This window comes from Hirschia litorea, from assembly GCF_042665075.1.
In the GTDB taxonomy this organism is placed as follows: Bacteria; Pseudomonadota; Alphaproteobacteria; order Caulobacterales; family Hyphomonadaceae; genus Hirschia; species Hirschia litorea.
In genome coordinates this window covers 244,821-269,344 of record NZ_JBHTBR010000002.1, presented here as the reverse complement: position 1 = coordinate 269,344, position 24,524 = coordinate 244,821, and the positions used below count along the sequence as shown (strand labels likewise).

Sequence of the window (24,524 nt, the reverse complement as noted above, 5' to 3'; positions counted from 1 at the left end):
ACCAACTCCTCAGAAGTCACGATGTTCCTTAATTAACGCACCCGAATCGATACGGCGCATTTATCCAGCTTTAAAGTTTACTGATTTTCCCGCTCGCCATCGCTTTGAATATGCTCCAACGGCGTCCCAATGCGGAAATACCTTTTCCAGTCATATAGGCAGGCATTGTCGCGACATACAAAACCGCGCTACCGAATGCTGGCGGTATTGTTGGGAAAGCTTGCTGAACTGCCTCTAGTCGCGGGGCAGCGCATGGACTACCAATACGCGCGGAAATATAACCTCGACCACAAGCAGCTATAGCATCCTCATATGGACCAGCCTCTTGGTCTAAAACCTTTGCTGCACACAATGCAATCCAAGCGCCCGTCTCCATGCGCGGCGGTTTGTCGGCGTTTTCAACACCATCTAATACATCATCATATGCATTGAGCAGCTCATCCAGCATGGGCTTCATGTTTGACATGTCGCCAAACTCATCTTTCAACGCAAAAGCTAAATCATGCGAACGTACGACTCCGCCAGAAAAAATTTGCTCTAAAACCTCGCGCCACCACTGAACTCGGATTCGCCCAAGCATCGGTTCAGAAACTCCAAGCGCGCGCTCAAGTTCGTGAACGAGCGAATAAAGGGCAACAATCTTGTCGCGTTTGGCTTTTGGTGCACATCTACTGGCTAACCAACGATCTTCATCAGAAGATTTTAGTTTAATTTCCAGCTCTTTGGCGGATGCGCGGATTTGGGGGCTAGTCGTATTGGTCATGAAACCATATATGGACAGTAGCGTTATATATCTAGCTGTTCATTAAAAAAAAGAGGACATTCCAATGGCTTTCGAACTTCCTGCACTTCCATACCCTACTGATGCTCTAGAACCTCACATGTCAGCGAACACTTTTAGCTTTCACCACGCAAAGCACCACAACGCATATGTGACAAACTTGAACAAAATGATTGAAGGCACAGACTTCGCTGGTAAATCGCTTGAAGACATCATTAAATCTTCTGATGGCGGCGTATTCAACAATGCTGCTCAAGTCTGGAACCACACATTTTTCTGGCACTCTATGAAGCCACAAGGCGGCGGTGAGCCAACTGGTGCAATCGCTGACAAAATCAAAGCAGACTTTGGTTCTTACGAAGCATTCAAAGATGCATTCTCAACAGCCGGTGCTACTCAATTTGGTTCAGGCTGGGCATGGCTTGTACTTGCAAACGGCAAGCTCGAAGTCCGCAAAACAGCAAACGCTGAGACACCTCTAACAGAAGATGGTGTAACACCACTTCTTACTATGGATGTCTGGGAGCACGCTTATTACCTCGATTACCAAAACGCACGTCCAAAATACATTGAAGTGTTTTTGAACGAATTGGTGAACTGGGACTTTGTGAACCAAAACCTTGCTGACGCAAGCTAAGCAAAATATGGCTTGGCTTTTTAAAAGCTTGGCTTGAATTGTTAAAAAATAAGGTCGCATCCGTCATGGGTGCGGCCTTTTTTGTGCAATCAGCCAGCTGTTGAAAGCCTTACACATAACAGCTTGGCTCCAGCCCAGCACCTCATCGAGACCAGAAAACTTCCAGACGCCAACCAGACAGCCAGCAGACCACTGGCAATCCCTCACCACCAGTCACGTATTACCAAAGCACAAAAAAGCCTGTCGACTTAAAATCAACAGGCTATTTTGATAAAAAACGTTTTAAAATTAAGCAGTTCTAACTTTGTGAAGGAAGTCCACAACAGATGATTGAAGTTCATCGGCTTCAATCGCCAATCCTGAGGATGCGCTTTCTACTTGTTGGGCACATTGACCAGTTTCTGACGTTGTTGCACTCAATGATTGTACTGAATCATTCACACTCTGCGCACCACTTGCAGCTTCCTGTGCAGAACGAGAAATCTCCATAATCGCCGCACGTTGCTGATCCATCGCTGAAGCAATAGAAGAAGAAATCGTGTCTATGTCACTGATTAACGTAGAGATTTTATTCATTACAGACACAGCAGATCCTGAAGCATTCTGAATGCTCGCAATCTGACTTGCAATCTGCTCAGTCGCCTTACTTGTCTGGCTAGAAAGCTGCTTTACTTCGTTCGCAACAACCGCAAATCCTTTACCTGCCTCACCAGCACGTGCTGCTTCGATCGTTGCATTCAATGCTAGAAGGTTTGTTTGACCCGCAATATTGTTAATCAAATCAACAACTTCACCGATAGCTTCCGCTTCACGATCTAACCCACGAACACTTTCACTAGAGACATGCATCTCATCAACTGCTTCTTTCGCAATCTTCGTTGAGTGCACAATTTGGTTCGCGATTTCAGCAATCGACGCTGACATTTCTTCAGCTGCTGACGCCACAGTATTCACATTGTGAGAAGCCTGATCCGCAGCACTCGCAGCAGACCCAGTTTCGTGAGTCGCATTTTCAGCAGACCCGCGCATAACAGATGCTGTATTTTGAAGCTCAGAAGTCGCGCGTGACATAACTTCAAATGTATCGCGCATCTTACCGTCAAACGCTTCGATAAACCCGTCAATTTGTTTTGTTCGTACTTCACGCTCTTTAGCTTCAAGTCTCGTTTGCTCTTCCAGACGCAAGCGCTCACGACCATTTTCTTCAAAAACACGTAGAGTTTCAGCCATTTGGCCAATTTCGTCTTTTCCGTCAGTACCTGTTAGGTCAACATCAAACTCGCCATTGGCAAGACGCGCCATCGCGTTGTTTAAGTTTGTCAAACGTTTTGAAATTCTACGCTCAACATAGAAATACCCAATGAGACCAGCACCTGCCAAGGCAGCCAAAGTCATCAAAATCAACAAAGTTGTTGCTGTTGTGTTTGTACCCAAGGCGGATTTCGCGGTCGCGTCAGCGTCCGAACGAATAGCTTCCGCAAGCTGCACTGTCGCAGTCGCAAGCGATTCTGCCGCAGAATTTGCTTGTGAGGCTATTTCTTCAGCTTGAATTTGCGATTGAATAGATTGTGTTTTCATTGCTGCGATAGTGTTTTCACCATCTGCAAGCGCCACCAAATCTTTCACTGAAACCTTTAAAGCGCTGCTTGCGCCAGAACCAAGAATAGCAATATTTACTGTAATCTCATCAACTTGGTCGATCAGTTTGTCCTCTAGCGCAGCGATATCATCAACAGCCGACGCGAGTTCAACCTCACCAAATAATGAATTCATTGTGTTTGCAGAAAGACTGATCCGCAGCAAGGTTTCAATGTCACCTTCTTCAGCGCTATCGAGCTGTGTTTCAACAGCATTTACGACTGCTGCACGTAAATCGCGTGCTTTAGCCATTGCATTGGCAAGACGACCATCTACAGCAATGCGATCAGAAACAACAATATTCAAACTATCAACAGCAGCTTGCATATCACTTACAGCCGCTACAACTTGCCCAAGATCGCCCACATCTTCTGCGGCGTTCAACTGCGCAATATTTTCATCTATATTAGAAAGAAGAGATACGAGCTCACTCATGGATTCGGCACGTTCAACTTCGCTAACTGCACCAGCAAATGCACGCGTTTCAGATTTCAGAACACCCGAAGACGACCCCATATCATCTGAAGCTTTAAGCAAGGGAAGCTTTGCTTCAACGACATCTTTCAAGCCAGCACTTGAAGAATTTAATGCTGAAATGGAAATCCCCGAAGCTCCTGCCAAGGTAACCCCTGCCGCCGCAAACGCTGCTGGCAAACGAACGCGGATGAGATTGTGATTGATCTTTGACATTAGTTTAGAACCCCGAGTATTTTATGGTTAATTTCAAACCTTAAAAAGAAACGGACTACCAAGAGCAGTCCGTTCCCTTCATTTATACTTTAAAGCTGAAAGTTAATTGTAACGTTAACACCGCTATCAGGTGATCCCGCTTCAAATTTCCATTGGCTTAGAGCTTTAATAGCTGCACTATCAAAAACACCAGGTGTGCTTGCATCAACGACTTGCACGTTTTCAACTGCACCAGCGTCGTTCACGTCAAATGACAATGATACGCTGCCTTCCATTTCACGGCGCTCAGCACCGCGCGGATATTCTGGAGCAACTTGCTTAACAACCTTCGCTTCAGCCATAGCTGGAGCAGCACTTCCAAATACTGAAGCAACTGATAATACAGCTGCCGATAATGCGAATTTCAACTTCATGGTTTCACCCTTAGACAGAATAGCGTTACGGATTTTTCTTTACTGGAAGCTGCACGCACTCCAGCCTTATTCCGCTTACAAGGTGAAATCTAAGTCTCAGAAGGAAATCTTAGGTTAATATCAATAGAGAATTTTTTAGCTTTTCAAATTTTGTTTTTCAAAAATTTCAATTCGTCAACCCAAATACGATCAACTTATTGTTTTTAATGATTTTATTTTCCGACACATTTCACCTAAATTTCTTACTTACAAAACACTCAAAAGTAGAACACGCAATGCAAAGCACCTCAAAATAGTGCAGCCACCAAGAATGACGCCTAAAAATCATGAGAATCGAAATTTGCGTTAATACATGAAAACGCCCACCTTCGAAGAAAATGGGCGTTTTATCTTAAGCTATACTAAGCTTTTACTATACCTGAGCGCCGTGAGGGATAGGCTCGTTGTCTTCATCACTCTTTCCACCTGGACGAACACCGGTTTGGAGTAAAATTGCAGATGCGATAAAGATAGAAGAATAAGTACCTACAAATATTCCCCAGATCATTGCGAACGAGAAGCCACGCAATACATCACCGCCTAGAATAAAGATGGCGAACAACGCTAGTAACGTCGTACCTGAAGTCAGTAAGGTACGAGATAATGTACGATTAACTGACAAGTCGATAACATCGGTTACAGGCATTTTCTTATACCTTCTCAATTCCTCACGAACCCTGTCATAAACAACAACAGTATCGTTCATGGAGTAACCCACAATCGTTAAAAGGGCTGCAATCGTTGAAAGGTTAAACTCAAACTGTGTGAATGCGAACATCCCAATCGTCAGTATAATATCATGCACGAGGGCAAGAATAGCACCGACTGAGTACTGCCATTGGAAACGAAACCAAATATAAACAAGCATCAAGCCGAGAGCAACGACAAGCGCAAGCACACCATCCGTCATCAACTCACCAGAAACTTTAGGACCAACAGCTTCATTGCGTCGTATCTCTAAGCCTTCAAATTCAGCTTTTAGAGTATCAATCATACTGTTTGTCATAGCTTGAACGGCAAGTTCAACTTCTTCGCCCTCACCCTCAGGGCTTCCTGCTCGAATCATAGCCACAGTTGCAGCACTATCCACAGCTACAACTTCTCGCACTTCTGTAACTTGGATATCGCCAAGATTAAGCGGCGCTAAAGTATCGCGTATACGGCCAACATTTATGGGCTCATTCGGCGTTTCCACCTCAAGAACAACACCACCGACGAAATCGATTCCGAAATTCAATCCGCGCGTCGCAACCAAAGCAATAGATGCGATTATCATAATACACGATAACACAAACGCAGCCATGCGAACTTTCATGAAGCCAATTTTTGGCTCGTCTGGAAGGTATTTCAATAACATGATCTATGTCCTTCCTAAACCGGCAACTTCTTAGGGCGCAAAATACGCAACCAATCAGCCATAAACATACGCGTCAGTACAAACGCGGTAAACACAGAGGTTACAACCCCAATACCCAACGTCACGGCAAAGCCTTTCACGGGACCAGACCCAAGCTGGAAAAGAACTGCCGCAGCAATCAGGGTGGTGATATTTGCGTCAAAAATTGTTGATGTGGCTTGCTTATACCCAATTTCTACTGACGTTATCGGAGAGCGCCCATTTCGCGCCTCCTCACGTATCCGTTCAAACACCAGCACGTTCGCATCAACGGCCATACCGATTGTTAGAATGATACCTGCGATACCTGGCAGTGTAAGCGTTGCACCTAACCCAGACAAAGCTCCAATAATCAACATGATGTTGGCTGCTAGTGATACCACTGCGAAACCACCCCAGAGACCATATGCCATAATCATAAAGACGGCGACAAGCACAAGACCAACAATAGAAGCAGTTGTACCAGCCCGAATGGAATCTTCACCCAACCCAGCCCCAACAACACGTTGCTCGACAACTTGAAGCTTTGCCGGCAACTCACCTGCTCTAAGAACAATCGCAATTGCATTCGCTTCTTGAATTTCAAACGATCCTGTAATCCGGCCAGATCCACTCAAAATAGGTGTACGCACAGACGCTGCAGAAATCACTTTACCATCGAGAACAATCGCAAATGTGCGGCCAACGTTTTGACTGGTAAAATCACCAAAAACTTTTGGTCCACGTCCTTTAAGAGTAAAATCAATTTGAGGGCGATTGCTCTCATCAAAGCCTTGAGATGCGTTTGCAAAATCCGCTCCCGTAAGAATCGGGTCTTCAAATACAACATATTCTCTAGGGGAATACGCATCCTGATGTTTCACCTTGCCCAGCCGCGGCTCATCCAACCGGTATTGTGTTGGGTCAGCATCCTCATCAACAAGATTGATAGACATCACCCCGGCACGCTGAATTAGCGCAATCAAATCAGTCGGATCATCAAGTCCTGGTACTTCCAGAACAATACGATTAGATCCTTGGCGTTGAATATTTGGGTCAGTTGTTCCTGATCCATCTACACGACGACGCACAACCTCAATTGAATCATCAAGTGCTTCAACCTCTAGCTCCTCCAGTTTGGCATCAGAAAAGCGTACGGTAATAACACCATTTTGATTTTCCACAGCTAGACTTTGAGGTCCACCAATACCACCAACCGGAGACGAAAGCTCTTTAACACGGCGAATTGCTTCGTCAGCTTGAGAAGGCTCGAGCACGCGAAAACGCACCCCACCATCCGCAACTTCACGTCCACGGAACTTTACGTTGTTCGGCTTCTTAATCAATTCACGTTGAATATCACGGGAAAGCTCACGCAACCTGTTTTGTTGCAACTCCTTCGGGTCGACTTCCAATAGAAGGTATGACCCACCCTTAAGGTCTAGGCCAAGTTTCACAGTTTCTGACGGTATAAAGCCCGGAGCGGCTTCGCGTTGGCTCGCACTTAGCAAGTTAGGCAAAGACAACCAAGCTCCAAGGAGTACAACGCCAATTACGAGAAGGCGTTTCCACAGAGGAAATTGCAGCATAATGAAGCGTCTCTAGCTTTTAGAAGTATCGTTAGCAGGTTGAGGTGTGTTTTTTCCACGCACTTCAACAATCATGGAACGCAGAATACGAAGCTTAACGCCTTCGCCTGCATCCACAAGAACTTCGTTTTCTTCAACTTTGGTTACTTTAGCGATCAACCCACCAGTTGTGATGATAGTGTCACCTTTGACAACCGCTTCGATCATTGCGCGGTGTTCTTTTTGGCGTTTTTGTTGCGGGCGGATCATTGTGAAATACAAAATCACAAGAATACCGGCAAACGGCAACATTTGAATGAGAGCTGAAGGCTCACCAGCTGCTCCAGTAGCAGCTACGGCACTTTCTTGAAGTATGAGCGGTGCGATAAACATAAACGCCTCTTAAATAATCCCTTAATCGTCCTGAAAATAGGAAACGACCCTGCTTTAGACATATATCTAATATTTGTCATAATAGCATACAAGGCGCGGACTATATCGACAGAGGAAAACAATGCAATGTATTCAGGGCGATTGGTTGGCGTCGAAACTGCGCTAAATGGCACGTTTAGGGGATAAATGCCCTGTTGGGTCGAGTGGTGACTTCCCTTTTCGTAATTGGAAGTGCAATTGCGGTGTATCAACCGAGCCTGTATCCCCCACTTTAGCGATGATCTGCCCTTGTCGAATCGCTTGCCCCTCTTCCACCAACAAATCATTTGCATGCGCATAAGCGCTAACCCAGCCGTCACCGTGATTGATAAGAACTAAGAAACCAAACCCCGGCAATTCATTGCCTGCATACACAACATATCCATCAGCTGCTGCTTTGATCGGAGCCCCTTTAGCTGCCCCGATATTCACCCCGTCATTTTTAAGTCCCTTGGCATTTGCACCAAAGTTGGCAACGACATTACCTTCTACAGGCCATAAAAATCCGCGACTATTCCCGGGAAGGTCAATATCAGCGCTTACAGGCAAAGGCTGCACGACAGGTGTCTCATCGAAACGCCCTAATTCCTGCGTATCGGCAGCCTGTTTTGCGGGATCAGTAGCTAGTTTTCCTACATTCGCAAGAACGACCGGCCCCGTTGTTTTACCTTCATGACCATGCGCAAAAGCGCGAACTGGTGGCCCCTCTTTTCCATTCATAGCCTTCACCCGTGCATTTGATGAAGCAATAGCCGTTGCTTCAGATGCCATTGAATCGCGCGCTAGGCTCGGCAGTAATATCTGATCATTAGGGTGAATTGTCCACGGTTTCGGTAAGCCGTTCATATTCGCCAAAGAGCGTGTATCGACATTATATCGCCTTGAAATCGCATACAAAGTTTCACCTGCTTCCACAACGTGAATGTTTGGAGGCGGCAAATGAATAAAGCTACCGACTTCCAATTCAAAAGGTGGTTGAAGTTGGTTTGTCTCTACTAAGGCACGTAATGCAACACGATAACGTTCGGATATCCGAAACAACGTATCTCCCGGCAATATTTCGATAGCGGCCCCCAATGGCTGAGGCGTCGAGTTTGCATATGCTGGAGCGGCGTAATGGTTCTCTATTTTCTTATTTGAAAACAGCTTCTTAGATTGATCCGACACGCCATAACCTGCGCGCGTAGTCAGCGCTGTAGCACCTGTGACAACAGTCGGTGCGCCCATTACACTTGTATTACCGACATGGCTTGTGAGACCAACTGCGCCCGCTTGCCCAATATTAGATGATGCCGATACACCAGACCTCAAGAAATTACCATCTGCGCCAATAGGTTGGCTCATATCCGGCAGAGCAATAGCCTGCTTTGATGCACTTGGATAAGTATTCGCGGAATGAGCAATATTAGGTCGAACCTCAGCGCCTGCACCATTAACGGTATGTTCCTGATAGCCGTGAGGTATCGGCGCGCTATAGCCCTGTGCGGCAGGTGGTTGTTGCGTGCCATAGCCTTGATTGGCACTTGCTGGGTTTGCGTATTGCCCTTGGAAGACCTGTCTTTGTGTCGTGCGAGGCGGGGCATCAACAAAAGTATCTGAAAACCCATTTCCTACTTGGGACATGTCCTGTTGTGCATAAGGTTGGGTTTGCGCTTGTCCATAATTTATCGGCGCACCTTGCTGGGTCACCGATTGAGATTGAAGCGCCTGAAGTCTTGCTTGTTCATGCAATTGTGCATTTTGATATTGTCTTTGTTGCGCAATAAAATCAGCTTGCTGTTGCGCAGCTTGTGCGGCTTGACGCTGGAGCTTTTCTTGCTCGGAAGCGCGCGCAACGTTTTCATAATATTGCACATTCGGTTGTACACGTGCGTCGCCTTGAATGACGGGTGCCGATTCAGCAACTTCTGGGACGCGGTACTGGCTATATTGCGAGGCTGTTTTAAATTCGACCGGCGCAGATTCTTTTGATTGCGCCCACGCTGAAGACACAGCTTGTCCGGCAGTCGCAACGATAATTGCGAAACTTATAGTTAAGACATGTCTTGCCGAAACCAGCTTTTCACCACTCATATATTAATTGCCAAACACGCTCACATGCCCGACCCTCTGCAATTTATAGCTCTCTTGCAGCACCAATAATGAGGGGTAAAAACTTAGAAGGCCCTAACGTGGTTAGTTTTTCGACCTGATTTTCAATTCTTTTGTACACATTTATGTGTTGAAATCCGTCTTTTTCAACCGGAGCAACCATAATGCCACCAGAATTCAACTGCTGCGCAAGTTTATAGGGTGCAAGTGAAATTGCGCCTGTTAATATAATTCGATCAAAAGGCGCATGATCAGATAATCCATCAAGTCCATCTGCGTGGAATAAACGGACATTATTCAATTCTAATGAGGTCATCGTATCTTTAGCCATATCGTGAAGTGTACGAAACCGCTCGATGGAATAGACGCGTTTAGCTAAAAGAGACAAAACCGCCGCCTGATAGCCAACGCCTGTCCCCACTTCCAACACAGAATGCTCAGCCTGCACATCAAGCGCCTGCACCATACGTCCAACCATAACGGGAAGTGACAATTCCTGACCACAGGCGATAGGCACTTGACGGTTATCATACGCCATATCGCGATATTCGTCTGGAACGAAAATCGCGCGCGGTGTTCTCTCAATCGCACTTAACACGCGATTGTCCATAACCCCCGCCTGCCGCAGCTCTAATATTAGCCGCGCCGACCTAAACGGATCTACAATATCCAAAACCTAACGGCCTTTATAACTCACCAAAAGATTCTCTAAGGATATCACGATACGCATAATGCGTTAAATCGACATGCAATGGAGACACACTGATCTTGTCTTCATAGATACAACGCAAGTCCGTCCCCACTGGTGGGTCTGACTTTGGTCCCCCATGCGAGAGCCAATAATAGTCGCGTCCGCGCGGGTCTGTCCGCTTTACTGAATTGATGATCGGAAAGTCACGCATACCCTGCGAAGTAATCTCCACACCCTGGACATCTGCCAATTCACAATCAGGAAAGTTGACGTTCATCACCACATCTTTAGGCCATCCCGTTTCCATCAAGCGTTTCAGCACTTTCGGGCCATAGTGGCGCGCTATATCCCAAGGGATTGTTTTGCCTAAGCGAAAACCCTTGGATTGAGAAAACGCAATTCCCGGCACACCAAGAATCATCCCCTGTATACAAGCACCAATCGTTCCTGATTGCGTCGTGTCTTCTCCAACATTTTGACCGTTATTGACGCCAGATAAAATTAGGTCCGGCTTCTTATCCCCTAAGAGATGCTCAATCCCTAGTACAACACAGTCAGTCGGTGTTCCTTCGATACGGAAACGTTTCTCGCCGCGCTTATCCACCCGCACTGCATCCGAAACAGTGATCGCACGTCCCTGTCCAGATTGCTCTTGTAGAGGTGCCACCATCCACACATCATCAGATAGTGAACGGGCAATCTCTTCCATGACCTCAAGGCCCGGCGCGTCGATACCATCATCATTCGTCACTAAAATACGCATTACTTGATGACCTCTAATCCGCCCATGTATGACACAAGTACGGCCGGCACTTTAATAGAGCCATCTTCCTGCTGATAGTTTTCCAGTACCGCAACCAATGTACGTCCAACTGCAAGGCCAGAACCATTTAGCGTGTGAACAAACTGCGTTTTTGGCTTTGGTGTGTCTTCTGTTGGCGATGGTTTATAGCGTGCATTCATACGGCGCGCTTGGAAATCTCCACACGTCGAACAGCTAGAAATCTCGCGATATGTATCTTGAGACGGCAACCACACCTCAATGTCATAAGTGCGTTTTGCTCCAAACCCGATATCACCTGTACACAAATTCACAACGCGATAAGGCAATTCCAAACGCTGCAAAATTGCTTCTGCGCAGCCTGTCATGCGCTCAAGCTCCGCGTCGGAATCTTCGGGCTTCACGATAGATACCATTTCAACTTTTGTGAATTGGTGAAGGCGGATCATACCCTTTGTGTCGCGTCCGGCTGAGCCTGCTTCAGACCTAAAACAAGGCGTTGCGGCCGTCATGCGTATCGGCAATTGGTCTTCGTTTAAAATCTGCTCTCGCACTAGATTTGTGACAGGGACTTCGGCTGTTGGGATAAGGTAATAATCATTTGTTGTCTTGAAGAGATCCTCTTCAAACTTAGGCAATTGCCCTGTTCCAACCAACGCATCATCTCTCACCATGAATGGCGGAGATACTTCTTCATAGCCATGCTCGCTTGTCTGTACATCCAGCATGAATTGTGTGAGCGCACGCTCGAGCTTCGCCATTTTTCCGCGCAGCGCCACAAAGCGCGCGCCTGAAATTTTGGCCGCCGCTTCAAAATCCATCAAGGCAAAGCCTTTGTCGTTTTTCAGCTTTTCGCCAAGATCAGCATGTTCTTGTGCTGGGAATGCAAGCTTATTTGGCTCGCCCCACACGCGCACTTCTTCATTGTCATCTTCATCCGCACCATCTGGCACATCATCATAAACAATGTTTGGCAGGCCCAACAGAATGTCATCAAGCTTGGCGCGCACGTCAGATTCGGTTTCGCCGATTTTTTCCATTGTGGCTTTGGCATCTGCGACTTCAGCCATAAGGCGCTGGGCTTCTTCTTCATTCCCTGTCGCTTTAGCCTTACCAATCATCTTAGACGATTTATTGCGCACCTGCTCGGCATCTTGAACTTGCTGAACAGCCGCTCGCAATTGTTTGTCTAGCTCAAGAATGTCCGACACCACATCACCCAAACCCGATTTGCGGCGGTTCCAACCCTTAATGTAAGCATCTGGATTGTCGCGAATAGCGCGGATATCGTGCATGGAAAAACTCCTGAAGGCGGGATAATCTTAATTGTAAAGTCTATGTTTCTGGCAATAGCATTATTTGCCTAAAAGAACAGCCTTGAAGGACAATTGGCTGAGATTTGCAGCCCGCTCACAATGCTCTCACGTGCTTTTGTATGGTGTGTGAGCGTCAATTGGGCTTAGCTTGTCATAGTTTCTAACAGCTATGGGGCTTGATATGGCATTTATTAGAAAATACGGGCACTGGATTATCTCCATTTATATCGCTGTGATCTTTTTAGACTCGTTGCGGTTTAAATTCACAAACGCTCATGAAACGCAGGTGATATTTGGCAAGCTCGATGCGTGGGCCAATTCGTTTGGCGCGGGCGGGTTATTCTCTCAAACAGGATTGTTTAGCCAATATGTCATTGGAAGCGCTGAGTTGATCGCATCGGCATTGATTTTGTTTGGCTTATTTACAGGGCGCAAAACGCTTCATGGTCTTGGTGGCCTTATTGGAGTTGCAGTCATGACAGGGGCAATCAGTTTTCACCTCTTCACCCCTCTCGGCATTGACCCAAACAATGATGGCGGCGGATTATTCTATGCAGCTATCGGCGTATGGCTCGGCTCTATCGCAATTGCGTTTTTGCGCCGCAAGCAATTGCTAGCATTTGGATGCCAAATTGTACGAAGCTTATCTGAGAAATAAAAAGACAACATAAAAGCGCGCGGCCACCTTATAGCTGCGCGCTAAAAGCTAAGACTTATCTTTGGGTGTATCTGTAGCTTCTGTTTTCGTTTCAGTTTTAGTTTCTTCAGCTTCAGTCTCTGCCTTTTGTTTTCTCTCAACTAGAGAAGCTGCAAGAATGCCCAGCTCATACAAAAGATATACAGGCACGGCCAAAGCAATTTGCGAAAATGGGTCAGGCGGCGTCATAAACATCGCAATAAGGAAAATGCCGAACACGGCGTATTTTCGCCCTGCACGTAAAGTCGATGCCTGCACAACACCTGCGCGCGCCAATAATGACATGATAACTGGCGTCTGGAAGGCCAACCCAAAGGCTGTGATCAATGAAAGCGACAAGTCCACATAGGGCTTGGCTTTTGGCAAAAAGGTGACGCCTTCAAATTCTTGGTTGAATGCAAAATGCATTACGAATGGCAGGATCATGAAGTAAACCAATGATGCCCCAGCCAAAAATAGAAATGGCGTGATTGTGATATAAGGCAACATGGCTTGGCGCTCAGATTTATATAGTCCCGGCGCAACAAATGAGTAAATCTCCCACGCGACAAACGGGAAAGACACACCCAGACCAGCCAATATAGACAGTCTCAATTTGATAAACAAAATCTCAAATGCGTCTGTGAAGATAACGCCGTCAATCGCATTCTTGGCACCAAATTCGGCTTTGGCACGATCAAATGGCAACATCAAATAATCGAACATGTGCTGGGAGAAGATAAACGCAATTAGTGAGCATATCCCCACCGCAATCAATACACGGACCAATCTTGTGCGTAATTCTTTTAAGTGCTCCATTAAAGGTGCACGGCTAGCCTCAACTTCATCATGACCAGCAGGTTCGATATTGGTTTGAAGTTCGTTCATGAGCTCGTCTCATCCCCTAGCTTTTTAGGGCTTGGCTCTTTGGGCTCAACGTCAGACGACACCTGCGCTGCAGTCTTTGTCTTCTCAAAATCTGCTTTCATCGCATTCACAGCTTCACCAGCATCTTTTGCAATATCAGCTTCTGTTGCGTTGAATTCCTTTTGCATGTCTTCAATGCCGGATTCTTTTTTGAGCGCTTCGACTTCTTTACGTAATTCATCAAGTTCAGCTTGGCGGCCTAGCTCGTCGAAACTTTGACGAAACTCAAATGCCATCATGCGTAATTTTCCAGTAAAACGCCCAAACTTGCGCATCATTAACGGCAAGTCTTTTGGCCCGACGACAACGAGCGCGAGAATGCCTAATAACAGCATTTCAGAAAAGCCGATTTGCGGGATCATTTACGCAGACACTCCATAGGCAGAGCAATTGGGGCAATTACTCTCATCATCAAAAGCAAGTTTAGACGATGACGCCTCTTACAATTTAAGCTTCGGTTTTATCTTTTTTAGGTGTGATGTTGATTGTCTCGCCATCATCTAAAGCTTTAGGAGCAGGCTTTTCTTCACTCTCCGTGCTCTCATCATCCTTTAACCCTTGGCGAAAACTTTTCATACCATTGGCAAGGTCGCCCATTATGGAGGAAATTTTGCCTCTACCACCAAAAACAAGCAGAGCTATCACAAGTACTATTATGAGCTGAAAAGGACCAGCTCCACCAAGACCAAACATTGCGTACACTCCTACTGTTTATATATGCACTTCGTTCTCTAAACTGAAATTTAGATTAAATCAGCCCCAACAGCAAATATTAGATCGAATCTGATCGTTTTTTTTGTCGCATGAAATTACACATCATCTTCTTCTGAAAAGTCGATATGAAATTCAGCCGGATCTGACATGCTGTCATCAATGCCATCGATGATTTCCAGAAGGTCATCATCCGCATCAGAATCAGATGGACGCGGCATATCGAAATCATCTGGAATATTCGCTGACAACAATCCCGCAGCTTTCATTTCTTCACGTCCGGGCAAGCTATCAAGGCTATCGATTCCAAAATGCTCAAGAAACGCATCCGTCGTTCCATACACAACCGGACGGCCCGGCGTTTTCCGGCGGCCTCGCAATTTAACCCAATTCATTTCCATTAACACATCAAGCGTGCCCTTGGAAACTGCCACCCCGCGCACATCTTCAATTTCGGCACGAGTACAAGGTTGGCAATAGGCAATAATGGACAGCATTTCCATTGCAGCCTTGGATAATTTCTTCTGCTCTTCGCGAGTCTCTTCAAACAAAAAAGCAAGATCAGGTGCTGTTTGAAATCGCCACCCTCCGGCAATCTCCATCAATTGAATGCCGCGTCCTGCATAAGTTTTCTGAAGCTTCATCAAAATATCAGCCACATCTGCACCTGGTGGCAACATCTCCACAAGCTCACTGGCAGCAATCGGTTTGGTCGTGGCGAACAGAATGGCTTCAGCCCGCCTCAACGCCTCTAGCACTGTATCAGCAGGCGTAGTGCTGGAATCTGGTTCTTGAGGTGCCTCTGCCTCATCAAGCAAGCGATAGATATCCTTGCCTAAGATTGCGTGCGCCACCTCCATTGGAATATCATCTTCTTCAGCAATATCCTCGGATTCTACTGTTTCTTTTATCTTTTTCGATGACGCTTTGCGTTGTTGGCGTGATAACTCGGCGACAACCTTGCGAATGTCCTCTGGATTTGTCCCATCATTTTGCGTCATTGCACTGCCTGCGGTAAATCTGGCCCATTTTTAGCTCGCCGAACATATACATCAGACATAGCCGCATCTTGACGAAGATCAACTTCGCGATCCCGTGTGAGCTCTAAAGCTGCAGCAAAATAGCTTGCCGTAACTGATCGTTTTGGCGTGTCCTCTGCCTCACCCTTAGGAGCCTCAAAGCCCTGTATGGTGGCCCAATCATCTAGTTTAGGCACAATCGTTTTTAAAGATTTTCTAGCACTTTCAAGGGCTAACACGGGTTGTTTACGCACAATGTGAGACCTTGTCCGAGTTTTTCGCCCTTGAATATCACCAAATGCCTTCATCAGATCAAACATGCTCGCATCGTATTTCGTGTGCTTTTTTACGGTTACCCGCTCGGGCATTCCGCGTACAAAAACATCCCGCCCCGTCACATTAAGTGCATTCAAATCGGCTGCCGCTTCCCGCATAGCTTCCAACCTCGCCAACCGAAATGACAATCGACGCGCCATCCCTTCTGCTTCGGGTTCGTCATCAGATGCAATCTCAAGCTTTGGCAGAAGCAGTTTAGACTTCAGATACGCAAGCCAAGCTGCCATCAGTAGATAATCTGCTGCTAAATCAATGCGTTTGCTGCGCGCTTCAATTATAAAATCTAGGAACTGTTCGGCTAATTGCAGAATTGAAACCTGCAATAAATCCACTTTTTGCCGCCGCGACAACTCCAAGAGCAAATGCAACGGACCTTCAAACCCCTGAATATCGACATTAAAAATGTCTTCAGGTGATGCATCCTCAACCTCTCGCGATGCATCTCGCAAGCTGTCGTCTTGGATGCGGCTAATCACACTAAAGCCTTCCCGACCATGCCTAGCAATTCTTCAAAGCGCTTTCGACCAGCCTCAACATCAAAAGACTTACGATGCAGTGTCGCATTTTCAGCCGCCTGCGCGCGCTCTTCTGAACGCCCTGAAAGACGCGGACATGCAGCCGCAACCTGACGCATTTCACTAAGTATCGCGTCTGGGTCTTTCTCAAAACCAGCACAATGTAGTGCAACATCGCATCCTGCTTCAAAAGATGCCCTAGCACGGCTTTCCAATGTGCCACCAAGCGCCTTCATACCAAGATCATCTGACATAAGCAGACCATCAAAGCCAATACGGTTACGGATAACATCACGTATTACTTTTCTGGAGACCGTAGCCGCAACATCTGGATCATAGGCTTGATAAGCAATGTGAGCCGTCATCGCCATAGGTGCATCACTCAACGCTTCAAACGGCGCAAAGTCTTGTTCCATATCGTCGGCGCTAGCATCAACGATGGGCAGTGCCTCATGACTATCCATCTTTGCACGCCCATGTCCGGGAATGTGTTTGATTACGCTTGCTACGCCGCCATCCAACAACCCTTTAATGGCAGCTGCTCCTATCGCAGAAACTTGTTGAGGCGTTGAACCAAATGCACGATCACCTACAATATCGTGCGCATCAGCATGCAATAAATCCAAAATAGGTGCGCAATCGGCATATATACCAAGCGGCTGCAACTCGGCTGCAATTAACCTATGCCCTAGCCACGCCGCTTCAGCACCTAGCTCAGGCGATATTTCATACAATTTTGCGTAAGATTGACCGGCTGGAAAATCAGGCCATTCAGGCGGCCTCATACGGCGCACACGTCCGCCTTCTTGATCAATAAAAATAAGGCAAGGTCGACCAAGCGCCGACCAAATTGCATCCACAAGCGCACGCACTTGTTTTCGCGATTGAACTGAACGCCCCATAAGGATAATTCCCCACGGGTTATTCTGGGCTAAAAAGATAGCTTCTTGATCCAACAATACGGGACCGGAAACACTCAGAATACAAGCTTTAGGTGCGTTCATTTTCTCTCTGCGACGATGCAATCTCCCCCGCTCGCTTTGTAGGCTGTGCAAAACACATTTGCATCACTCCTAGAATCAAAGCTGCCGGCTTGTACGCGATGCCACACGCCCTTGGGCCCAAGGTCAACGGTCTGGACGTGTCTCTTTGCATTTTCAAAGAGATTTGGTGCTTTTTTTCCTGCTTTTTGCCAAACATCATCTACAGCGTCGGTACTTTTCACGGCCGCCAACTGGACAACGAAGCCTCCATTCGCAGAAAAGTTGAGTGTCAATTCTGGTTTGGCAGGCTCAACTGGTCTTGGTTTTGGCTTCTGAATAGGATTGATATTTATGTCCGCCGACGCAGCAGGAGACATTTTTTTAATCGTAGGTGCTGGTGCAATTTCTGCAGTTTGAACTGTTGAGCCTGACAACTTAGAGCCGGGACGAAGATCGACCGGTTTTCCGCTTTCACCTAGCTGGCGTGTCTGCGTCTGCACCTGCGCTTTATTGCTAGCCTGAGGAATCGATGGGGCTATGTTTTTAGAAGATAAGCCATTTGCTGCATTTGCATCAATCGCTACTGTTTCCAGTACGGGAACAGGTTCCTCTCGCACCGTCGCTTCTAAAACTTTAGTTTCTTCGCGTGCAGTTCCGCCAACTTGATCGAGCACACGCATATTGGTGTTCACATCGGCTTTTCCACCTGGATTTTCAGGCTTAACTTTAAAAGCGCCTTCTGAAGCAATTTGCGGCAATACAGACGCATCTGAATGCCTTACCCCCTGTTTATAAGCATTCCAAACAACGACTGCAAAAACAACGATCACGCCCAGTGTCAGCGCCAATACCATTGGCCCACGATTATTATCATCTGGCGTGTGATATCCAGAAGTTTCATCGGGGAGAATAGCATACGCAGACTCATTATCTACGCGTTGTCTTGAATTGCGGTCTGTCATTTCATTTGCCTGTAAGCAATTCTGCTTGGGTTCAATTGGGAATTTTTACGTATGTAACTGCACACCACATTACATATATTTGGTTTATGCAGATTAAACTTAAATCCTAAATTGATCGGAAATAACAAATTAATATTAAATCATAGAGTCCAAGTTAAACAATCGACGGTGCTCTTCAATCGCGTAATTGTCTGTCATGCCAGCTATGTAATCACATACGATACGCGCACGTCGATCACCTGAAGTTTGCTCTGCATCTTGGCGCCAAGGTGGAGGCAAAGTGTTTGGCTCAGTATTGAACAATTCAAACAGATCCTTGAGTATCCGCCTTGCTTGAGACCGCATCCGGTTCACTTTGTAATGCTTGTACATATTTTCATACAAAAATACGCGAAGAACACGTTGTTTTTCATCAAGTTTTTTAGAGAAAGCAACAACTGGTTCGTTTAGCTCACGTATTTCCTGGGCGCTCTGAGGATTGTGTTTTTTCAAGCGACGTTTGGTTTCTTTCACTAAATCCTCAACCCAAATACCTATGAGGCGACGCACGGATTCAGCTACAATAAGTTTGGGGTCCAAATATGCATATTCCTTGCGGACTGCCTTAAACACATCCCCAACAAGGGGGACTTCACAAATTTGATCAACAGTGAATAATCCTGACGCAATACCATCATCAATGTCATGATTATTATAAGCAATATCGTCAGCAAGTGCCGCTACTTGCGCTTCTGGACCTGCAAAAGTGTGCAATTCCAGACTTTCAAGCTGAGGATAATCCAAAAAAGCCTGCGGAAGTGTATCAATCGCCTTCCCGTCAGTTAAAACTGGGCCATTGTGCTTGACCAAACCTTCAAGAGTTTCCCAGCTCAAGTTTAGACCGTCATACATGGGGTAACGTTTTTCAAGGCGGGTTACGACACGCAATGTTTGCGCATTATGATCAAACCCATTGAATGCATGCATACACGCATCCAATTCATCTTCCCCTGCATGGCCAAAAGGCGGGTGTCCGATATCATGCGATAGAGCTAGCGCCTCTGCGAGATCTTCATCTAGGCCCAATGTTCGTGCTACAGAGCGAGCAATTTGCGCGACCTCAAGAGAGTGCGTAAGGCGTGTACGATAGAAATCGCCTTCATGTGCCACAAAAACCTGTGTTTTCTGCTTCAAACGACGAAAAGCAGAAGAGTGAATAATCCGATCTCTGTCGCGTTGAAAACATGTGCGTGTTGCAGAGGGTGCTTCATCATGCGCACGGCCACGAGTTTTCAGCGGATCACTAGCGTAGATCGCGCGTGGTGGGGGGACAAATGTTTCAACCATTGCAATTGCTTTCTAGAAAAGCTTTGAATTCTTAAGTAGTATCACTACATTACTGATATGAGGCGACCAATAACCTCGCGTTAATGGCGTCCAGTTTTCTCAATCACGTTAGTTAGTACTATGCAAGACTCAGTCAAAATTACATCTTCGGCAGCTGACCGAATTAAAATAATCCTAAAAGACCAAGGCAATGCAACCATGTTGCGCATTGGTGTTCTTGGAGGTGGATGTTCTGGTTTTTCGTACACATTTGATTTTGCAAATGAAGTCAATGAAGACGATATCGTGTTTGAACGAGATGATGCGAAAGTCGTTATTGATGAGACAAGCATCCCTTTCTTAGAAGGGTGCGAGATTGATTATGTGAATGAGATCATCGGGTCATCATTCAAGATCAATAATCCCAATGCAACTGCCTCATGTGGCTGCGGAACAAGTTTTTCTGTCTAAGACATCAGTTAGAGCTCGCGCCCTTTTCCTCGGCTTCTTCCGGGTCCATGTTCGCATTGGCACGTTTGCGACGCACATACTGAACGCCGATTAAAACAACCACTAATGTTACAGCAATAATCGGCAAGATTGCTTTTGCGCGTTCGCCTGCAATTTCTCCAAATGCGTGGAATAAAACGAACGTAATAGCAACGTACACAAATGCTGAAAGCATTACGTAGAATGAGAATTTCGGAAATGGGGCTTTAAAGAACCCTGCCGCCACGTAGAATGGAATGCGAGTCCCAGGCACAAACCTCACAACCATTAGACTTGAAGCAAGATGGTTCACAACGCCATCACGCGCGCGCTTCACGCTTGGTTTGGCGGCATATTTTTTAGCCCATTGATGAGATATTGCAGCACGACCTGCCCAATATTTCCATAAATCACTCGCGGTTAGTCCAGCTAAAATTGAGATAACAAGTAAAGCTGGCTCACCCAAACCATGAGCTGACGCTGCTGCTGCACCTATGACTGCTGCATCTTCCTGCACAAAAGGCAGAATAAGAAAACAGACATATATACCCCAAGGGTAGACTTCAAAAAAGGAGAGTAAAGACTCTAACATCACACCAGCCAAATCAAATCAGATTTGTCTAGTGACACCTACAGACAAGACGATCAACCGCAAATCCCCAAAACTATTGTCAAACTTATCGGCAAAAAGCAGGCCACACGACATTGATATTCAAATACCCGCGTCAACGAACTTCGGGTATTTATGCGGTAGGACGGATAAACCCTGCTTGCTTCACTTTTTCCCAAACATGCTTTGCGAGAATGTTTGCACCATATGAATTTAGGTGGTTGCCATCAGCGTATATAACTTTGCCGTCGATTTTGCGAAGACAGGTATGATCACCATCCCGGCAGAATATGTCGATTGGATCAATGAAAACAAACCCAGAAGCTTCAACGCGTGCACGTAGAATCTTATTTACAGCACCTGCCCGCGCAACAGATTGTTCCTGCGTGAGACCCGTACAAGATTTTTCAGAATGTTCTTCGCTTATGATAAAACTAGGCCGCACTAAGCATTGTCCTGAATCAAGCCCCGGATAAGGAATAGCGCCGATTACAACAACTGATGCTTTTGTTTTTTCAAGTTCAACGAGCGTATTTTCTAATCCCTGACGAAAAGCGGCTTGCGACTTATCCAAAGCCTGAGGCGACTCATTCTGCGTACCCACCCAAGTAGGACGCCCCCCATCTTCATCGCTTGACCACCAATACTGACCAAAACGAGCATGCAATATAATAAGATCAGTCGGAGATGCACTTAGACGAGACAACCCCTCATCAAAATTGCCTATCTCCCATTCGCCTCCATAAGTCGTCGTGCCATGGAATGGCAGAGTACCAAAACGCTTCACCAACACAGCGCTTATATTGTCCGCCTTCATGATAGGATCTAACCCAGTCGCAAACCCCAAAGCATGACTGTCTCCTATAACGGCAATTTCAGGCTTTGTGCCTTGTGCACCAAATGAGCAATCTTCAGAAAAGTTTGAAAAACCATCTCCACATTCTAAATGCTGTTCAACATTTAACTGAGCCAACTGGTCTTCGACAGGCAAACGCCAATGCCATCCTTGCTGAAAAGAAATCAAACTACCGATAAATGCGATAGACAATATCGATGCAGACACGCGTGCACCAACTATGCTGCTTTCATACTCTCTTTTCTGTGTCCACGGCAGACGAAACCGATTCTCTACAAAATCATAAAGCAACTTCGCCGCAATTATGGATATAACCGCGCACGCGATGATTTCCCACATATTGAGCGGACGAAAAGCCCAATAGCGATACAAGATAATAATAGGCCAATGAACAAGGTATAAGGAATAAGAAATCTTCCCCAATCCAACTAAACTTCGACTTGCCAAGCCAAGCCGCGCAAACTTGGAATCCATCCCTAGTAGGACGGCTACAGTCCCGATCGTTGGCAAAACAGCCGTCACTGCCCAGTAATTATCGGATGTAATGAACAGTAGAGAGACTGTTAAAATTGCCATCCCCAAAGCAAACAAAACAGATTTCAAAACCTGCCCAAATTCAAATACCTTGGAATTGCTGACAAGAATGGAAAATAACGCAACACAGCCACCGGCTGCAAATTGCCAAACGCGAAAAACACTCAAGAAGAATGCTGCACTTGGATGGTTGGACTGCACCAGAACCGAGGATAAAAATCCAACAAAACCGATCCCCGCCATTATAAAGCAGGCGGTCCACTGTTTGTTTTTACCTAGGCGTGAAATGCCATAAATCACCAATGGCCACACAAGATAGAATTGAACTTCAACACTCAAAGACCATGTATGTAGCAAGGGCCGCACATGTTTAGAGGCAGAGAAGTAATCACTATCTAGCCAGAAAAACCAATTAGACACTGACAAAGAGGCAAATATCGCAGAATCAGCGGCACTCGAAAAATGCTTCGGGCTCATCACCAAGAATGCACCAATCAAGGTGAAACCGATGGTGATAAATAACGCTGGAAGTAGGCGGCGTGCTCGACGGACGACAAAGTCCACGTAATTGAAAGCCTTACGATCAAACTGATCCATCAATATTTTTGTTATCAGGTAACCACTGATTACGTAGAAAACATCAACACCGATAAAGCCACCCGAAAGGTGCTGAATGCCCAAATGATATAGGAGTACACAAATGACCGCGATACCCCGCAATCCATCAAGCGTGGGCTCATAGGCCAACGATGACTTCACACTCGGATTATCTTTTTGTGTGTACATTTACCCTGCTCACTTTACACGCTAGCTGGGCTTATTGGCTATAATTCAAAGGAAGTCAAAGCATCTAAACAGCGACAAAACATCTTAAACCACCACATTAAGTACAAGTCATAACATATTGTAAAATATGAATTTTATGCCATCCAAGAAAAATACACCTGACAGTGGATTAACAGCGAAACCAATCTTTCGCCTAGTGTCTTGATTTCTAGGCTAAAAATGACAACGCACCTTTCTGCCGTATAAGATGCGCTTTTGGGACAATTCCCCTAAGAGTAGAAGGCTCAAATCTGGCAATTAAATTTGAATCATTTTAGATATATTTTTGCATAACTAAAATTTAACCTTAAATTCTAAATTACATACAAGAAATACGCTCAAATTCTGAAATATTGCAGAGCCTAAAACAAAGTCCACAATGACCAAATCCTCTCTTATCTTCCTACGATAATGTATAATAATGCCAATCGCTTAGCGCTTACAGAACGCATGCTGGAGCGACGCGCACCCGTTTTGCCGCATGAATTTCACTGCTCGCAAACACGCAGAAAAATATGTTTTGATGTCTATCACGGAGACAAACTGGGACTGTATTTATCTGGCAATAAAATCCTGAAATTAGCCCCAAATATTCATGACTATCTTTCCGGCCAAGACCAACAATTACCCTTGGCAACGTTTGGAGGCAGCTACTCAAACCATCTGCGCGCCTATAGTGCTTTAACACGCATGCTAAGAATACGCGCGCTAGCTTTTGTGAGAGAAAGCCCTAAGGGAACACACCTTCCCCTCGTCAAAACGATGACGCAACGTGGCGTGCAAGTTCACCTCTTATCTCCGGAAGATTTTAAACACCGTGAATCTCCCCAATTTTTATCCAACCTCGTTCAAACACATGGGTCGTTTCACCTCATTACAGAGGGCGGCACATCGCCATCATCTGTACGACACATTGCTGAGGTCTTCGCTCCATTGCGCGGAAAATATACGCATGCATTTGTTCCCGTCGGCCTTGGAGGTACGCTAGCGGGAGTAGCGGCGGGGTTAGGTGCATCTACCAAAGTGATCGGTGTATCAGCCTTAAAATCAGATTTCACATTAACTGATCGCGTGAAAGCTGTCCTTGGTGAAGCAGAAATTATCGATCCGAATAATTGGGCGATAGATTATGGCTACCATTTCGGAGGCTTTGGCAAAACCAAACCAGAATTATTGAACTTTGCCGACACTTTTCAAAAGCAAACACAGATAGAACTGTATGCCACATATACAATGAAATCAGCCTACGCAATGATTGAATATGCCAAGCAGGGCAAGCTAGGGTCTGCACTATGGGTCAACACATTTAACCCAGTTTAACTTG

24 protein-coding genes are annotated in these 24,524 nt (G+C 46.0%); 4 read left to right on the top strand and 20 right to left on the bottom strand.

What is annotated here, in order from left to right; genetic code table 11:
- Nucleotides 1-70 precede the first annotated feature (70 nt).
- On the bottom strand, nucleotides 71-763 hold the full coding sequence (locus ACFQS8_RS01390; protein ID WP_382164996.1) for a squalene/phytoene synthase family protein: 693 nt from the start codon (nucleotides 761-763) through the stop codon (nucleotides 71-73).
- A gap of 64 nt (nucleotides 764-827) precedes the next feature.
- Here ACFQS8_RS01390 and ACFQS8_RS01385 point away from each other — a divergent pair, with 64 nt between their 5' ends.
- Entirely contained in the window at nucleotides 828-1,418 is a 591-nt protein-coding gene (locus ACFQS8_RS01385; RefSeq protein ID WP_382164994.1) for a superoxide dismutase, read from the top strand.
- 288 nt (nucleotides 1,419-1,706) lie between these two features.
- Here the strand turns inward: ACFQS8_RS01385 and ACFQS8_RS01380 are convergent, their stop codons facing one another.
- The 9 genes from ACFQS8_RS01380 to serS form a co-directional block, all read right to left on the bottom strand.
- Nucleotides 1,707-3,746 carry a methyl-accepting chemotaxis protein gene (locus ACFQS8_RS01380; protein WP_382164993.1) on the bottom strand — a complete coding sequence of 680 codons (2,040 nt, stop codon included), beginning with the start codon at nucleotides 3,744-3,746 and terminating at the stop codon, nucleotides 1,707-1,709.
- An 89-nt stretch (nucleotides 3,747-3,835) separates the two neighbouring features.
- On the bottom strand, nucleotides 3,836-4,159 hold the full coding sequence (locus ACFQS8_RS01375) for an energy transducer TonB (protein ID WP_382164991.1): 324 nt from the start codon (nucleotides 4,157-4,159) through the stop codon (nucleotides 3,836-3,838).
- A 412-nt stretch (nucleotides 4,160-4,571) separates the two neighbouring features.
- Complete coding sequence (gene secF / locus ACFQS8_RS01370) at nucleotides 4,572-5,555, bottom strand: protein translocase subunit SecF (RefSeq protein WP_382164989.1); 984 nt, start codon at nucleotides 5,553-5,555, stop codon at nucleotides 4,572-4,574.
- A 14-nt stretch (nucleotides 5,556-5,569) separates the two neighbouring features.
- A complete protein-coding gene (gene secD, locus ACFQS8_RS01365) occupies nucleotides 5,570-7,162 on the bottom strand; it encodes a protein translocase subunit SecD (RefSeq protein ID WP_382164988.1) in 1,593 nt (530 codons plus the stop codon).
- A 12-nt stretch (nucleotides 7,163-7,174) separates the two neighbouring features.
- A complete protein-coding gene (yajC, locus tag ACFQS8_RS01360) occupies nucleotides 7,175-7,534 on the bottom strand; it encodes a preprotein translocase subunit YajC (RefSeq protein WP_382164987.1) in 360 nt (119 codons plus the stop codon).
- 162 nt (nucleotides 7,535-7,696) lie between these two features.
- On the bottom strand, nucleotides 7,697-9,646 hold the full coding sequence (locus tag ACFQS8_RS01355) for a peptidoglycan DD-metalloendopeptidase family protein (RefSeq protein ID WP_382164985.1): 1,950 nt from the start codon (nucleotides 9,644-9,646) through the stop codon (nucleotides 7,697-7,699).
- 43 nt (nucleotides 9,647-9,689) lie between these two features.
- Nucleotides 9,690-10,337, bottom strand: a complete 648-nt coding sequence (locus ACFQS8_RS01350) for a protein-L-isoaspartate(D-aspartate) O-methyltransferase (RefSeq protein ID WP_382164983.1) — start codon at nucleotides 10,335-10,337, stop codon at nucleotides 9,690-9,692.
- A gap of 13 nt (nucleotides 10,338-10,350) precedes the next feature.
- Nucleotides 10,351-11,118 carry a 5'/3'-nucleotidase SurE gene (surE, locus tag ACFQS8_RS01345; RefSeq protein ID WP_382164981.1) on the bottom strand — a complete coding sequence of 256 codons (768 nt, stop codon included), beginning with the start codon at nucleotides 11,116-11,118 and terminating at the stop codon, nucleotides 10,351-10,353.
- Complete coding sequence (gene serS / locus ACFQS8_RS01340; RefSeq protein WP_382164979.1) at nucleotides 11,118-12,431, bottom strand: serine--tRNA ligase; 1,314 nt, start codon at nucleotides 12,429-12,431, stop codon at nucleotides 11,118-11,120. Before serS ends, surE begins: the two co-directional genes overlap by 1 nt.
- Nucleotides 12,432-12,633: 202 nt before the next feature.
- Between serS and ACFQS8_RS01335 the strand changes: the two genes are divergently transcribed.
- Nucleotides 12,634-13,110 (top strand): hypothetical protein, encoded by a 477-nt coding sequence (locus tag ACFQS8_RS01335; protein WP_382164978.1) that lies wholly within the window; start codon nucleotides 12,634-12,636, stop codon nucleotides 13,108-13,110.
- A gap of 48 nt (nucleotides 13,111-13,158) precedes the next feature.
- Here the strand turns inward: ACFQS8_RS01335 and tatC are convergent, their stop codons facing one another.
- The 8 genes from tatC to ACFQS8_RS01295 form a co-directional block, all read right to left on the bottom strand.
- Nucleotides 13,159-14,016, bottom strand: coding sequence for a twin-arginine translocase subunit TatC (gene tatC / locus ACFQS8_RS01330; RefSeq protein ID WP_382164976.1), 858 nt, complete (start codon nucleotides 14,014-14,016; stop codon nucleotides 13,159-13,161).
- Nucleotides 14,013-14,417 (bottom strand): Sec-independent protein translocase protein TatB, encoded by a 405-nt coding sequence (tatB, locus tag ACFQS8_RS01325; protein WP_382164974.1) that lies wholly within the window; start codon nucleotides 14,415-14,417, stop codon nucleotides 14,013-14,015. The genes tatC and tatB overlap by 4 nt, the downstream gene beginning before the upstream one ends.
- A gap of 85 nt (nucleotides 14,418-14,502) precedes the next feature.
- Nucleotides 14,503-14,748, bottom strand: a complete 246-nt coding sequence (gene tatA, locus ACFQS8_RS01320; RefSeq protein WP_382164972.1) for a twin-arginine translocase TatA/TatE family subunit — start codon at nucleotides 14,746-14,748, stop codon at nucleotides 14,503-14,505.
- 116 nt (nucleotides 14,749-14,864) lie between these two features.
- Nucleotides 14,865-15,626 (bottom strand): SMC-Scp complex subunit ScpB, encoded by a 762-nt coding sequence (gene scpB, locus ACFQS8_RS01315; RefSeq protein WP_382166567.1) that lies wholly within the window; start codon nucleotides 15,624-15,626, stop codon nucleotides 14,865-14,867.
- Between the two features lie 137 nt (nucleotides 15,627-15,763).
- The gene (locus ACFQS8_RS01310; RefSeq protein ID WP_382164970.1) at nucleotides 15,764-16,597 is read right to left on the bottom strand and encodes a segregation and condensation protein A; all 834 of its coding nucleotides are present in this window, start codon (nucleotides 16,595-16,597) and stop codon (nucleotides 15,764-15,766) included.
- The gene (nagZ, locus tag ACFQS8_RS01305; RefSeq protein WP_382164968.1) at nucleotides 16,594-17,640 is read right to left on the bottom strand and encodes a beta-N-acetylhexosaminidase; all 1,047 of its coding nucleotides are present in this window, start codon (nucleotides 17,638-17,640) and stop codon (nucleotides 16,594-16,596) included. Before nagZ ends, ACFQS8_RS01310 begins: the two co-directional genes overlap by 4 nt.
- On the bottom strand, nucleotides 17,637-18,581 hold the full coding sequence (locus ACFQS8_RS01300) for an SPOR domain-containing protein (protein ID WP_382164967.1): 945 nt from the start codon (nucleotides 18,579-18,581) through the stop codon (nucleotides 17,637-17,639). The genes nagZ and ACFQS8_RS01300 overlap by 4 nt, the downstream gene beginning before the upstream one ends.
- A 135-nt stretch (nucleotides 18,582-18,716) precedes the next feature.
- Nucleotides 18,717-19,907 (bottom strand): deoxyguanosinetriphosphate triphosphohydrolase, encoded by a 1,191-nt coding sequence (locus tag ACFQS8_RS01295; protein ID WP_382164965.1) that lies wholly within the window; start codon nucleotides 19,905-19,907, stop codon nucleotides 18,717-18,719.
- Nucleotides 19,908-20,027: 120 nt separating this feature from the next.
- Here ACFQS8_RS01295 and erpA point away from each other — a divergent pair, with 120 nt between their 5' ends.
- Nucleotides 20,028-20,357: an iron-sulfur cluster insertion protein ErpA gene (gene erpA, locus ACFQS8_RS01290; RefSeq protein WP_382164963.1), complete on the top strand. Its 330-nt coding sequence runs from the start codon at nucleotides 20,028-20,030 to the stop codon at nucleotides 20,355-20,357.
- A gap of 4 nt (nucleotides 20,358-20,361) precedes the next feature.
- On the opposite strand, the gene ACFQS8_RS01285 is transcribed toward erpA, so the two are convergent.
- Complete coding sequence (locus ACFQS8_RS01285) at nucleotides 20,362-20,967, bottom strand: DedA family protein (protein ID WP_382164962.1); 606 nt, start codon at nucleotides 20,965-20,967, stop codon at nucleotides 20,362-20,364.
- A gap of 151 nt (nucleotides 20,968-21,118) precedes the next feature.
- The gene (locus ACFQS8_RS01280; protein ID WP_382164960.1) at nucleotides 21,119-23,161 is read right to left on the bottom strand and encodes an acyltransferase family protein; all 2,043 of its coding nucleotides are present in this window, start codon (nucleotides 23,159-23,161) and stop codon (nucleotides 21,119-21,121) included.
- Between the two features lie 450 nt (nucleotides 23,162-23,611).
- Here ACFQS8_RS01280 and ACFQS8_RS01275 point away from each other — a divergent pair, with 450 nt between their 5' ends.
- Nucleotides 23,612-24,520: a pyridoxal-5'-phosphate-dependent protein subunit beta gene (locus ACFQS8_RS01275; RefSeq protein ID WP_382164958.1), complete on the top strand. Its 909-nt coding sequence runs from the start codon at nucleotides 23,612-23,614 to the stop codon at nucleotides 24,518-24,520.
- Nucleotides 24,521-24,524 lie beyond the last annotated feature (4 nt).

Coding starts and splice junctions, on each gene's coding strand:
- tatA (WP_382164972.1), bottom strand. CDS start 14,748: ATGTTTGGTCTTGGTGGAGCTGGTCCTTTTCAGCTCATAATAGTACTT.
- ACFQS8_RS01285 (WP_382164962.1), bottom strand. CDS start 20,967: ATGTTAGAGTCTTTACTCTCCTTTTTTGAAGTCTACCCTTGGGGTATA.
- ACFQS8_RS01380 (WP_382164993.1), bottom strand. CDS start 3,746: ATGTCAAAGATCAATCACAATCTCATCCGCGTTCGTTTGCCAGCAGCG.
- surE (WP_382164981.1), bottom strand. CDS start 11,118: ATGCGTATTTTAGTGACGAATGATGATGGTATCGACGCGCCGGGCCTT.
- ACFQS8_RS01280 (WP_382164960.1), bottom strand. CDS start 23,161: ATGTACACACAAAAAGATAATCCGAGTGTGAAGTCATCGTTGGCCTAT.
- ACFQS8_RS01335 (WP_382164978.1), top strand. CDS start 12,634: ATGGCATTTATTAGAAAATACGGGCACTGGATTATCTCCATTTATATC.
- serS (WP_382164979.1), bottom strand. CDS start 12,431: ATGCACGATATCCGCGCTATTCGCGACAATCCAGATGCTTACATTAAG.
- ACFQS8_RS01355 (WP_382164985.1), bottom strand. CDS start 9,646: ATGAGTGGTGAAAAGCTGGTTTCGGCAAGACATGTCTTAACTATAAGT.
- tatC (WP_382164976.1), bottom strand. CDS start 14,016: ATGAACGAACTTCAAACCAATATCGAACCTGCTGGTCATGATGAAGTT.
- secD (WP_382164988.1), bottom strand. CDS start 7,162: ATGCTGCAATTTCCTCTGTGGAAACGCCTTCTCGTAATTGGCGTTGTA.
- nagZ (WP_382164968.1), bottom strand. CDS start 17,640: ATGAACGCACCTAAAGCTTGTATTCTGAGTGTTTCCGGTCCCGTATTG.
- yajC (WP_382164987.1), bottom strand. CDS start 7,534: ATGTTTATCGCACCGCTCATACTTCAAGAAAGTGCCGTAGCTGCTACT.
- ACFQS8_RS01295 (WP_382164965.1), bottom strand. CDS start 19,907: ATGGTTGAAACATTTGTCCCCCCACCACGCGCGATCTACGCTAGTGAT.
- tatB (WP_382164974.1), bottom strand. CDS start 14,417: ATGATCCCGCAAATCGGCTTTTCTGAAATGCTGTTATTAGGCATTCTC.
- erpA (WP_382164963.1), top strand. CDS start 20,028: ATGCAAGACTCAGTCAAAATTACATCTTCGGCAGCTGACCGAATTAAA.
- scpB (WP_382166567.1), bottom strand. CDS start 15,626: ATGGAGGTGGCGCACGCAATCTTAGGCAAGGATATCTATCGCTTGCTT.
- ACFQS8_RS01375 (WP_382164991.1), bottom strand. CDS start 4,159: ATGAAGTTGAAATTCGCATTATCGGCAGCTGTATTATCAGTTGCTTCA.
- ACFQS8_RS01390 (WP_382164996.1), bottom strand. CDS start 763: ATGACCAATACGACTAGCCCCCAAATCCGCGCATCCGCCAAAGAGCTG.
- secF (WP_382164989.1), bottom strand. CDS start 5,555: ATGTTATTGAAATACCTTCCAGACGAGCCAAAAATTGGCTTCATGAAA.
- ACFQS8_RS01300 (WP_382164967.1), bottom strand. CDS start 18,581: ATGACAGACCGCAATTCAAGACAACGCGTAGATAATGAGTCTGCGTAT.
- ACFQS8_RS01385 (WP_382164994.1), top strand. CDS start 828: ATGGCTTTCGAACTTCCTGCACTTCCATACCCTACTGATGCTCTAGAA.
- ACFQS8_RS01275 (WP_382164958.1), top strand. CDS start 23,612: ATGTATAATAATGCCAATCGCTTAGCGCTTACAGAACGCATGCTGGAG.